An 11,504-nucleotide genomic window follows, 5' to 3' on the forward strand; every position below is an offset into this window, starting at 1 on the left:
GCCGAGCGCCAGGCGGTGTCCCGGCCGGGCGGTCCACGACCGCCTCAAGGCCGGCCGGCTCCAGGAGCAGGTCATGATGGCGGCAGCGAAGTGCGGGCGGGGGAGTGCAGTCGCCGCCTGCGGACGAAGGAGAAGTGCGATGAGCGGAAACGGCGCTGACGCCGTCCGGACGGGACCCCTGCGGCAGGTGATGCGAGGACGGGACCCCGGAGAGGCCCACCGGGCGTCGACGCCGCTGGAGCTCCTCTTCGACCTGACCTTCGTGGTCGCCGTCTCCCGGGCGGCGGCCCAGCTCCACCACTCGCTCACCGAGGGCCATGTGGGTCCCGGGATCGCCGCGTACGCGGCGGTGTTCTTCGCCATCTGGTGGGCGTGGGTGAACTTCACCTGGTTCGCCTCCGCCTACGACACCGACGACGTGCCCTACCGGCTGCTGACACTGTTGCAGATGGCCGGCGTCCTCGTCCTGGCCTCCGGGGTGGACGCCGTGTTCACCGACGACGACTTCACCGTCGTCGTGGTCGGTTACGTCATCATGCGGGCGGCACAGATCACCCAGTGGCTCCGGGCCGCCGCGGAGCACGAGGAGGGACGCGCCGGCGCACTGAGGTACGCCGCAGGGATCGCCGTGGTGCAGGTGGCGTGGATCGCCCGCCTGTGGACGCCGGACGCATGGGCCTGGCCCACCTTCCTGGTCCTCGTCGCGGCCGAGTTGGCCGTGCCGGCCTGGGCCGAGTCGCGGGGCGGTCCGACCACCTGGCACCCGGGACACATCGCCGAACGCTACGGCCTGTTCACGATCATCGTCCTCGGTGAAGTGATCCTCGGCTCGCTCGCCGCCGTCCACAGCGCCGTGGCCGGACAGGGCCTGTCCGCACCCGTGCTCATGATCGCCGTCGGCGGCCTGCTGCTGGTCTTCTCCCTGTGGTGGATCTACTTCACCGGCACCGACGCCGGACTGACGACCCTGCGCACGGCCCTGGTCTGGGGCTACGGCCACTACGCGGTCTTCGCCGCCCTGGCCGCTATCGGCGCGGGTCTGGAGACCGCCCTGGGCGCCGTCGAACACCACGGACATCTCTCCGGCAGGGGCGCCGGCCTGTCGGTCGCCGTCCCCGTCGCGATCGCGCTGCTCGTGCTGGGGGCGCTGCACCGGGTCACCGCGACGGGCACCGTGGGCCACGCCCTGCCGGTGGTGACCGGTGCGCTCGTGGTGCTGGGTCTGGGCTTCGCCGTGCCGGTACTGGGAGTCGGCGGCGCCGTACTGGGGATGGGCCTGGCCGTGAGTGCCACGCTCGCGGTTCACCTCTTCGCCGTACGCCACGGCCGAGGCAGTACGGTGGCCCCGCGCCGCCCGGGCCCGTAGAAGCCCGCGCACCTGGCGGCCGTAGCCGGGGAAGCCGGTCTCACGCCCGCTGCCGCCCGACCGGACCCGCCTTGCCCGCTTCCCGGTGGGCCGGCCCGTCGGCACGACGCAGGAGACCGGCCGGTCACGGCCCGGACAGAGGGTGGGCAAGGGTGACTTTCGGCAGTTCCGGCGCGCCCCGGCGCCTGCGTACGGTGGGGCGCGTGGACAGAGAAATGATCAAGGCCGTGGTGCGGCGAGCCCTCGGCCCGGGGTGTCTGTTGCCCCTCGCCGCCGCGGCCTGTGTCGCGCTCAGCACCGCCAGCTCGTGGTGGGCCCTGCCGGCGGCGGCAGCGGCGTTCTTCGCCGGGCGGGAGCCGGGCAGGACGGGACCGGCGGTGCTGGTGCTGGTCGCGGTCGTCGCGGGCGGGGTGGTCGCGGTGGCCGTCGTTCCCTCGTGGCTGCTGATGGCAGGTCGTTTCGTGGCCGTGGTGGTGGTCGCCGCGATGCTGCCCTGGTTCGCCGGGCGATTCTGGCGGCAGTACCAGGAGCTCGTCCGGGCGGGCTGGGAGCGGGCCGACCGGCTGGAACGCGAGCAACAACTCGTCGCCGAGCAGGCGCGGTCCCGGGAACGGGCCAGGATCGCCCAGGACATGCACGACGTCCTGGGCCACGACCTCAGCCTCATCGCACTGTCGGCGGGCGCGCTCAAACTGGCTCCCGGGCTGGACGACACCCATCGTGCCGCCGCGGGGGAGATCCGCGCCAGAGCGGCCGCTTCGGTGGAGCGGCTCGGCGAGGTGATCGGCCTCCTGCGGGAGCAGGCGGGCGACGAGCCCACGCGCCCGTCCGACACCGGCATCCGCCGACTCGTCGACGACGCCGCGGCCGTGGGGGTCGCCGTCAGCCTGCGGACGGAGGGAGACCCCGGCGCCGTTCCGACCCGGACCGCGCGGGCGGCCCACCGGGTCGTACAGGAAGCTCTGACGAACGCGGCCAAACACGCCCCGCAGGCGCCGGTGAGCGTACGGGTGACACACACGTCCGAGGAGACGACGGTCCACGTCCGCAACGGCCCCGCCCCGGCAGGAGGCGTCCCGGCCGGCGTTCCCGGCACGGGGCGGGGCCTGATCGGCCTCGACGAGCGGGTGCGTCTGGCCGGCGGTGTGTTCGGGCACGGCCCCTCGGGGGCCGGCTTCGAGGTCACCGCGCGGCTCCCGCACCGGCCCACCACCCGGCGTCCGGCCGAAACGTACACGGTGCCGGCTCCGGAACTGCCCTCCGAGCACGCGCATGCCCGCAGCCGGGTGCGGCGGGCACTGGCCACCGCCGTCGTGCTCCCTCTCACGGCATGGGCCGTCCTGAGCGCCGTACTCATGGGGTGGGACATCCGTTCGGCCCAGATGTCCGTGCTGGACGCCGGTGACTTCGCCCGGCTGAGAGTGGGTCAGGACCGGGACGAGGTACAACGGGTGCTGCCCGAGCGTCAGACCACCCAGCGGCCGGTGGCCGGCGAACCGACAGGGCGAGGGATCACGTGCCAGTACTACGCCATGACCGCGAACCGCTTCGAGGACCGGTCCGGAGATGCCTACCGGCTCTGCTTCCGGGAGGGGCGGCTGCTGACGAAGGAGACCCTGATCCCAGGGGCCCGCAACACGGAGGAGGGGTGAACCACCGATGATCCGGGTTTTGATCGCCGACGACGAGCCCATGATCCGTGCGGGCGTCCGGGCGGTGCTGTCCACCGCCGCGGACATCGACGTCGTCGCCGAGGCGGCCGACGGCCACGACGCGGTCGAACGGGTCCGCCTCCACCGGCCTGCCGTCGCCGTGCTCGACATCCGGATGCCGGGAATGAGCGGGATCGAGGCCGCGGCCTCGATCCGGGCCGCCGTGCCGGAGACCGGGGTCGTGATGCTCACGACGTTCGGCGAGGACGATTACATCCTCCAGGCGCTCGGAGGGGGCGCCGCCGGCTTCCTGATCAAGTCGGGCGAGCCCGAGGAGCTGATCGCCGGTGTCCGCGCGGTGGCCGACGGCGCCGCCTACCTGTCACCCACGGTCGCGGCGCGTGTCGTCGCGCACCTCTCGGCCACGGGCGCGGGTGCTCTGGCCGGTCGCCGCGCCGCCGCCCGGGAACGCGTCGGCATGCTCACCGCGCGGGAACGCGAGGTGCTGGCCCACCTCGGCAGCGGTCTGTCCAACGGCAGGATCGCCCGAAGGCTCCATGTGGTGGAGGGGACGGTCAAGGCCCATGTGAGCTCCATCCTGGCCCGGTTGGGCGTCGAGAACCGTGCCGCCGCGGCTGTCGTCGCGCACGAGGCCGGCATCGTCGTCGCCGCCGAACCGCCTGCCGAGAGCTGACGCCACCGTGCGGGCGAGCGGAAGGAACATGAGCAGCACGGCTGCCACCACGCAGGTGGCGAGGACCGCACCGGCAAGCACGTCGTGCGGGTAGTGCACCCCCACCATGACCCGCAGGAGTGCCGCCGCGCCGGCGAGCGGCAGCGTGATGGCGGCCAGGCGCGGCACCAGAAGCGCCAGGCCGACCGCGAGCCCGGTGGCCAGAGTGGCGTGGTTGCTGGGGAAGGACCAGTCGCCGGGCGGCGGGCACGGGGCCACCGCCTGCGCGGCATCGTGCAGGACTCGGCAGGGGCGCGCCTCGTCCACCACTGTCTTCACGGCCTCACTGAGGGCATAGGCGAGTACGGTGCCGACGCCGGTGAGGACCGCACCGGCCGATACCCGGGCGTCGCCGCGCCGGACCGCCCTCCACCAGATCCCGGCCAGCAGGAGGCCGAGGAGCACCAGGGTCCCCTCGGTGGCCGCCTCCAGCAACGGGGCCAGCCAGGAAGGAGCACCCGCCACCATCGCGGTCACCGTTCGGTAGGCGGACGCGGAGTCACCACCTCGTACCTCCACGGCCGAGGCCGTGCCCAAGCCGCCGGGAGCGAGCCGCACGACGACGGCCGCCCCCGCGCCCAGCACGGCACATGCGGTCAGCGGCCGGGTGGTGCGGCCGAAACTCGGGGTCCTGCGTTCGGTTTCATGTTTCATGCGACCGAACCTAGGAGCGGGGGAGTGCGAAGACCCGGGCCGGAAGGCAGGCACCACCCCTGACGATCGTCAGGGGCGAAACGGACCACCGCCCGGCCTGTGCAGACCCTCGTCGCGCAACGGCCCACCGCCCGTCCGGGTCGGAGGCCACCATGGTGCCCGGCAGCGGCCCGCAGGCGTGCGTCCGCCGCCCCGGGCGTGCGGGGAAACGGCCGGGCACGGCTTCCCGGCCCTACGGCCGAAGCGGACCGCGGTCCACGGCGCCCGCCGGCCGAGCCCGCGCTCCCGTGGCCCCGCCGCTCCGGACGCCCTGCAGGCTGTCGCCGAACGCCTCGGCCAGCTCACGCCATTCGGCCCGTGGCAAACCGGATCCGCCCTGGCCGTCGGTGACCACCCTGGAGCGCCACGTGGTCGGCGCCGGCGTCGACGTACTCCTCCGCACGGGCCTTCACCCGCACCGTGTCGCCGAGAGCGAAGAGGGCGTCGAGGAGCCGGACGCTGCCGCCGCCCTCGAAGTCGCTCCCCGAGGACCCCAGGCGCAGGAGGTTGTCGGTGGCAACGCTGCGCACGGTGCTCGCGCCAGACCGGAGCGGCCGTCAGTCCACCTGGGGCAGGTGGCCCGACTCCAGCGTCCGCAGCGCGCGCGAGGCGTCGAACGGCAGGATCGTCACCGCGACGTGCGGCAGGTGGACCAGCGCTTTCGCCATCGCCTCGCCGGTCCCGCGGTGAAGCAGCTTGCCGAGGGCGCCGGCGTACAGCCGCCGGGGCACGAGCACCGTCAGCGACGTCTCCCCGTCCCGGGTGGTGCGGACTGCCAGTTCGCGCATCGCGTTGCGCAGCCGGCGGTCCGGGCAGGCCACCAGCTCCAGCGGCACGGAGGTCGCGGACGTGGACTCCCAGACGGCCGACAGCCGTCGCGCGTGGGCCTCGTCGATCGCCAGATGCACGGCCTGGATGTCGTCGGGCCTGAGTTCATGGGCGTACCGCAGTGCCTTCAGCGTCGCCAGGTCCAGCGTGTCCACGAGGACGAACACGCGGTGGCGGCGCGCCCGCGGACGGTCGGCGCCCGGCGGCAGCCGCTGCAGCGCGGCGGCCTCGTGCCGGTACTCGCGGTTGATGCGGATCAGCGCCCAGACACCGAGCGGGAAGACCACGACGACCAGCCAGGCGCCTTCGGCGAATTTGGTGAACGCGAAGATCAGTACCACTGCCGCGGAGACGGTCGCCGCGAGCAGGTTGACCGTGATCTTCGAGCGGCGCCACCGCTCACGTCGGCGCAGATGGTAGGCGGTGAGTCCGGCCCCGGCCATGGTGAAGGCGGTGAACACGCCGATCGCGTACAGGGCGACCAGTTTTTCCACGCTTGCGCCCGTCGCGAGCAGCAGCGCCAGCGAGACGACGGTGAGCGCGATGATGCCGTTGGAAAACGCGAGCCGGTGCCCCCGACGGGTCAGCAGCCGTGGCAGGAACCGGTCCTCCGCGACGAAGCTCGCCAGGATCGGAAAGCCGGTGAACGGGGTGTTGGCACCGGTGTAGAGGACCAGCGCGGTCGCCAGCTGCACGAGGACGAGGCCCGCCGTGCCCAGGGGCCCCTGCCCGAAGGCGAGGTGCGCCTCCTGAGCGATGACGGTCGGGGTGCCGTCGGTGTACGGGACGGCGTGCGTGAAGTGCGCGAGCGTGGAGACACCGAGGACCAGGACGGCGAGGACGACACTCATGGTGATGAGGGTGTGCCGCGCATTGCGGCCCTGCGGTTCGCGGAAGGTGGAGATGCCGTTGGAGATCGCTTCGAGCCCGGTCAGGGACGAACCGCCGTTGGCGAACGAGCGCAGCACGATGAAGAGCGAGGCGCCCTGCAGCCATCCGTCCCCCGGAGTGCCCAGCGGCACGACACCGGGGGCCCGGAGGTCGGCCTGCGGCAGACCGCCCGTGAGCCCGCGTACAGCCGCGACGAGGAGCACGAGACCGATGGAGGCCATGAAGAGATAGGCGGGCAGTGCGAACATCCTGCCCGCCTCGCGGACTCCGCGCAGATTGCCGTACGCGAGCAGGAGGATCACTGCCACGGAGACCGGCACCTGCAGGTGGTCCAGACCCGTCCAGCTGTTGCCGACGAGGTGGGCGAGCGAGATGAGAGCGTTGGTGCCCGCCGATACCTGGACCGCGACGGTGACGATGTAGTCCACGAGCAACGCCACGGCGGCGATCTGGGCCACGTTGGGGCCGAAGTTCTCCCGGGCGACGACGTACGAGCCGCCCGCCCGCGTGTAGATGGTGACCACGTCGCTGTAACAGAGCGTCAGGAGCAGCAGCACCAGCAGGATCGCACCGGTCACCGGCATCACCACGGTGAACGCCGCGGCCCCGATGACGGGCACCAGAGCGCGGAGGATCTGCTCGGAGCCGTACGCCGACGAGCTGATGCAGTCGGAGGCGAGCACTCCGAGCGCCGTCCGGTTGCCCAGCTTCTCGTCGCGGATGTGCTGAGTGGTGAGCGGCTTCCCGAGGAGGCGTCGCTTGACGCGGTACATCGGCCGGTCGAGGGTCATGCGTCCATGAGAACGAGTGGCCGCCCCGGAGCCGCGCAGGCGCCACGGGCGGGCACTCGGACGGCATGGCCCCCCCGCCCTGGACTCCGGTGGTCGAACGGGCGTTCCGGCGGGCCGGCCCGTGGCACGACCGGCGCAGGGGACGCCCCGTGTCCGTGGCCCGGCCCGTGCGGACGAGCGGTCGGGAACTCGAGGCGCCGTTCCGTTCTCACGTGGTGTTCCCGCCCCGCCCTCCGCCGGGCCGTGCAGGAGCCACGGTGCCCTTTCCGCTCAGCGCCCGGCGGAGGAGTCGCCTGTCTCCGGGGGACCGGCATGACCGTGGCCGGCCAGGATCAGGGTCTTCGCCCGGCTGAACTCCTCGTCCGTGATGTCGCCGCGGGCGCGAATCTCGGACAGCTTGGCCAGATCGTCGACACTGCTGCGCCGGTCACCGCCCTCGGTCGCCCGCCTGATGCGGGCGTCGAAGGCTTCCTGCTGGGCGTGGGCGTGCTTGATCTCCCGGCGGCCCATGCCCTTGCCGCGGGCGATCACATAGACGAACACACCCAGGAAGGGCAGCAGGACGGTGAGTGCCAGCCAGCCGGTCTTCTCCCATCCGCTCAGGGCGTCGTCCCGGAAGATGTCGGTGACGACGCGGAAGAGCAGAATGAACCAGAGGATCCACAGGAAGAACAGGAGCAGGCTCCAGAACACGCTGAGGATCGGATAGTCGTACGCCAGGTAGGTCTGTGCGGCCATGTCTGCACCCATGTCGTTTCCTCCGTCCAGGCGCTCACTCGGCCACCGCTCGGTGTCATCCTCAGTGTGGGCTCCGTAGGGCCCTCTCGCCTGCCGAAGGGGCTTCGCGCCTCACCCGGGAGGGGTGAGGCCGAGGATCCGGGTGCGGGCCGGGCCCGCACCGGGCACGTCCGTACCGCTCCCTCCAGGTCCGTACGTGGCAGCACCGGCACGTGTCACGCTCCCCGGGCTTCGTGCGGGGCGGTGCGGGCCTGCGCCCGGCCCGGTTGCTCGCCCCCGCGCCGGGAACCCCAGCCCTGCAGTCCCGCACACCGCCGCCTGCCGGGCTCCCGCTCCGACCGGGCGGGGGGCAGGTCACTCCGCGCGACTCACGGTCCGCGCCAGAGGTTGGCGAAGGCGGCGTTCTCGATGCTCCGCCTCTGGCGCACGGCCTCCAGTTCCATCACCGCGTCATGGACGGCGGCCACCACGGCCGTGACCGCCTCGCCGTCCAGGCCCGGCTCGTCGTCGGATCGACCGGCGTCGATCCCCACGGCTGAGGCGAGGGCTGTCAGGACGGGTTCCCCTTCCTTCCAGCGCTCGGATGCCCTGCGGCGGGCAGGCGTGTCGACCGGTTCCACCCCCTTCGACCCGAAGGACAACAGGCCGCCTCGCTTCCGCGTCAGCTCCCCCTCCTCCTCCAGCGCGGCCTGATACGTGGCCGAGAGATCCCGCCCCCGGCGCCACAGCCAGTCGTCGATCCGCTCGTAGGGCGGCTGCCGGGTGAGCTGCGCCGCAGCCGCGTCGAGAAGCCGATCGTCCGGCGTGGGCGGCAGATCCGGCACGATGCGGTCGCCTTCCACGGCAACGGCCCCCCTGCCGATGAGATCGATCAGCTCGGCACCCGCGAGAGTGAGTGACAGGTCGCCCTGCCCCACGGTGTGCTCCCGCCTCGGATCCATGGCGATGATGAACAGGTCTTTCGCCGTGGTCATGAACGGCTCCCCTCGGAGACATCGGCAATGGTGCGCACCCCCGGCCCGGCCCCCGGTCCGGAGCCGGTGCGACGGCGTGGGCTCCTCAGGACCATTATCCCCTCCGCCCTGGCAGCCTGACGGCGCCCGCACGCCGGGTGAGGCCGGACAGCGCCCGGACTCGTGAGGGCCGGATGCCGGGCCCCGACGCGCCGGAGCCCAGCACCGGCCGATCCACGCGGACGACCCGGTACGAACGGCGCTTCCGGCAGGCTGTGTTCACCGGGGCGGTGCGACAGGAACCCGCACGATTCCGGAGACCCGACGCGGAGCTGGAACGGGCCGCCCGCAGCGGCAGCGGTGCCGGTCGGCCCGGGAAGAGCACCGCACCCGCCGCGAGGCCGCGCCCCACGCCGAACCGCCGCGTGGAGCGCGGAGCGAGCGGTCGAGCCCGCGGGCGACCCGGCCGGCCGGGCGCCACGCTCCGGCTGCCTCTCGACGCCCCGCACCGCGGCGTAGCGGTCGATCGAGCCTGCGGCATTCGGCGCGGCCCCAGGCATGCGGTCTCTGCCCGCAGGGATCGGTACGGCCGCCCGGACAACTGCCCTGGCCGGCGGAGGTGTTAGCTTCTTGCCCGTGGTGGAACACCAGGACGGGACCAGGGCGGCCTACGACGCCGTCGTCGAGCTCTACGCGTCGATGTTCGCCGACCGGCTGGAGAGCCAGCCGTTCGCGCGGGCCATGATCAGTACCTTCGCTGAACTGGTGCGGGGGACGGGCAACCTGCGGGCAGCCGATGTCGGATGCGGGCCGGGCCATCTGACGGCGATGTTGCACGACTTGGGGCTGGACGCCTTCGGGCTCGATCTGTCCCCGGCCATGATCGCCCACGCCCGGCGCGCATATCCGGCGCTCCGGTACGACGAGGCGAGGATGGAGGCTCTGCCCGTCGAGGACGATGCGCTCGGCGGAGTGCTGGCCCACTACTCGATGATCCACACCCCGCCCGGTGAACTCCCCGCGCTGCTCGCCGAACAGGTCCGTGTCCTGGCACCGGGGGGTCTCCTCCTCGTCTCGTTCTTCGGGACCGAGGGGACGGAGCCGGTCCGCTTCGATCACAAGGTGGCACCCGCCTACAGCTGGCCGGTCGACCGCTTCGCCGAAGCGCTGGACGGGGCCGGGCTCTCCGTGATCGCTCGGCTGCTGCACGACCCGGCCTCCGAACGCGGCTTCCTCGACACCCATCTGCTGGCCCGTCGTCCCTGAGGCGGAGAAGCCTGCGCACGTCCCCTTCTGAGGGTGGTCCCGCAGTTCCCGGTGGATCGGCGTGCGGCGTCGGATGCGGGGCATCGCGCGGCGGAGGGACGTCCGCGTACGAAATGCGTGGGGCCGTCCCGAGAACGTGGCGAGGTGCCGTGGCTGTCGTCGTGCGCCCGCCGTGGAGTGCGGGACAGCCCTCAGGGCATGAACGCCGCACACTCCCCGGCGTCGGACTCGCGCAACACGAACCGGCGGGTCCTTGCCGAGGCCGCGCGGCAGGTGCGGGTGGCGTGATGACGCGCACCGTGTCCGACGCCCGTGAGCGGCTTCGTCCACGCGACGCGCGACGGTGTTCACAGCCGCGGACGTCCGCCGGTTCGGGCGGTGTTCGACGGTGACACGCGGACGGTCCGGCAGGCAGCCGGCCGTTGCTGTACGTGGCCGCTCCACGTCGTCGAGGCGGTCGCGTGTGGTCTTCCGCGCACCCTTCCGGTCAGACGTGCGACCGCAGCGGCTACCTCCCGCGCGCACCGGCGTCCGTCCCGGCAGCCGGCCACCGCGCTTATCGGGCGGCCTGTCGCACACGAGAAGCCACCGGGCCGTCTGACGGACGGTGTTCCCTGGGGATCCTGAGGGCATCTACGGCTTCCACCCAGGGGACACGGCCGTCGGCCTCACGGCTCACTTCGGCCATCTCCCCACTCGGTGGGCTCATCCGGCGGATCGGTGAGGTGGGGGCGCATACCCGGCGTACGGGGGCTCGGTGTGATCTTCGGATGTTTCCGGTGTGCGCGGGCGTACGCCGGTGGTTATCCGAAAATGTGCGGTGCATATCAAGCTCTAACCGCACGATAGGGACATCCGGTGGCTGGATGTGTCCACCGAGGGGTCGTTGGCATATTCCCGGAGTGCTGCGAGTTCCCTCGGCGCGCCATTTACCGGTGAGTAACCTGCCGAATGCGCGCCTTTACATGTCTCCGGTCCTCTAATGTGATTGGCGTGAACGGGCGCCCTTGGGTTAACCCCGGATCGGTCAAAGGCGGGGGGTTCGGCGCGGTGGCGCTGAAATGACCGACGCGGTGGGCCCGGACGCGAGTGATGGACATGACGTGGAATGTGTGAGAACAGGTGGGGGACGGCCGTGACCAATCCTTTCGATGACGAGTCGGGACGGTTCGTGGCGCTGGTGAACGACGAGGGCCAGTATTCGCTGTGGCCCTCGCACCTCGAGGTTCCGGGTGGCTGGCGCGTGCACGGGTCCGAAGGGACGCGTCAGGAATGCCTGGACGCCATCGAGGGCGCCTGGACCGATATGCGCCCTGCCAGTCTGGTGCGGGCGATGGGAGCCGATGTCCGATAGCGCGAGGCCGGACGTCGAGGTGTTTCGCCAGCTCGAAGGACGTGCGAGTACGTCGGGCTGATCAATTTCGCTCTTGTGTGAGCGAAATTGATCAGTTGTGATCAAGTAATCGTCGAATCTCGTTCGAACGTGCCCATTAAGTCTGTGCATGGTATTCCGTGCCATTGAAGACCGCGGTGTGTACCGCCCGCCCATGATGCGCGCGAGACGACGCGCGCCGACTGTATTCCCCGGCGAGC

The 11,504-nt window shown here is 71.9% G+C and carries 8 protein-coding genes and 2 pseudogenes; 5 read left to right on the forward strand and 5 right to left on the reverse strand.

Annotated elements, in window-relative coordinates:
• Positions 1 to 139: 139 nt before the first annotated feature.
• The 3 genes from BA175_RS06255 (at position 140) to BA175_RS06265 (ending at position 3,712) form a co-directional block, all read left to right on the forward strand.
• Positions 140 to 1,366 carry a low temperature requirement protein A gene (locus BA175_RS06255; protein WP_069170184.1) on the forward strand — a complete coding sequence of 409 codons (1,227 nt, stop codon included), beginning with the start codon at positions 140 to 142 and terminating at the stop codon, positions 1,364 to 1,366.
• A gap of 203 nt (positions 1,367 to 1,569) precedes the next feature.
• On the forward strand, positions 1,570 to 3,018 hold the full coding sequence (locus tag BA175_RS06260; protein WP_254667817.1) for a sensor histidine kinase: 1,449 nt from the start codon (positions 1,570 to 1,572) through the stop codon (positions 3,016 to 3,018).
• 7 nt (positions 3,019 to 3,025) lie between these two features.
• Positions 3,026 to 3,712, forward strand: a complete 687-nt coding sequence (locus tag BA175_RS06265) for a response regulator (protein ID WP_069170185.1) — start codon at positions 3,026 to 3,028, stop codon at positions 3,710 to 3,712.
• Here the strand turns inward: BA175_RS06265 and BA175_RS31650 are convergent.
• The 5 genes and pseudogenes from BA175_RS31650 to BA175_RS06285 form a co-directional block, all read right to left on the reverse strand.
• Positions 3,692 to 4,405: pseudogene (locus BA175_RS31650) on the reverse strand (phosphatase PAP2 family protein); the annotation flags it as partial. The gene BA175_RS06265 and the pseudogene BA175_RS31650 overlap by 21 nt on opposite strands.
• Positions 4,406 to 4,718: 313 nt before the next feature.
• A pseudogene (locus tag BA175_RS06270) lies at positions 4,719 to 4,959 on the reverse strand (LLM class F420-dependent oxidoreductase); the annotation flags it as partial.
• A gap of 42 nt (positions 4,960 to 5,001) precedes the next feature.
• Positions 5,002 to 6,954, reverse strand: coding sequence for an APC family permease (locus BA175_RS06275; RefSeq protein WP_069170187.1), 1,953 nt, complete (start codon positions 6,952 to 6,954; stop codon positions 5,002 to 5,004).
• A 270-nt stretch (positions 6,955 to 7,224) separates the two neighbouring features.
• Positions 7,225 to 7,692 carry an SHOCT domain-containing protein gene (locus BA175_RS06280; RefSeq protein WP_069170365.1) on the reverse strand — a complete coding sequence of 156 codons (468 nt, stop codon included), beginning with the start codon at positions 7,690 to 7,692 and terminating at the stop codon, positions 7,225 to 7,227.
• 368 nt (positions 7,693 to 8,060) lie between these two features.
• The gene (locus BA175_RS06285; RefSeq protein WP_069170188.1) at positions 8,061 to 8,666 is read right to left on the reverse strand and encodes a GOLPH3/VPS74 family protein; all 606 of its coding nucleotides are present in this window, start codon (positions 8,664 to 8,666) and stop codon (positions 8,061 to 8,063) included.
• Positions 8,667 to 9,281: 615 nt separating this feature from the next.
• Here BA175_RS06285 and BA175_RS06290 point away from each other — a divergent pair.
• Positions 9,282 to 9,911, forward strand: coding sequence for a class I SAM-dependent methyltransferase (locus BA175_RS06290; protein WP_069170189.1), 630 nt, complete (start codon positions 9,282 to 9,284; stop codon positions 9,909 to 9,911).
• 1,135 nt (positions 9,912 to 11,046) lie between these two features.
• A complete protein-coding gene (locus BA175_RS06295) occupies positions 11,047 to 11,265 on the forward strand; it encodes an MbtH family protein (RefSeq protein ID WP_079159424.1) in 219 nt (72 codons plus the stop codon).
• Positions 11,266 to 11,504 lie beyond the last annotated feature (239 nt).

The organism is Streptomyces griseus, assembly GCF_001715295.1.
GTDB lineage: Bacteria > Actinomycetota > Actinomycetes > Streptomycetales > Streptomycetaceae > Streptomyces > Streptomyces griseus_G.

Coding starts and splice junctions, on each gene's coding strand:
- BA175_RS06255 (WP_069170184.1), top strand. CDS start 140: ATGAGCGGAAACGGCGCTGACGCCGTCCGGACGGGACCCCTGCGGCAG.
- BA175_RS06265 (WP_069170185.1), top strand. CDS start 3,026: ATGATCCGGGTTTTGATCGCCGACGACGAGCCCATGATCCGTGCGGGC.
- BA175_RS06275 (WP_069170187.1), bottom strand. CDS start 6,954: ATGACCCTCGACCGGCCGATGTACCGCGTCAAGCGACGCCTCCTCGGG.
- BA175_RS06280 (WP_069170365.1), bottom strand. CDS start 7,692: ATGGCCGCACAGACCTACCTGGCGTACGACTATCCGATCCTCAGCGTG.
- BA175_RS06285 (WP_069170188.1), bottom strand. CDS start 8,666: ATGACCACGGCGAAAGACCTGTTCATCATCGCCATGGATCCGAGGCGG.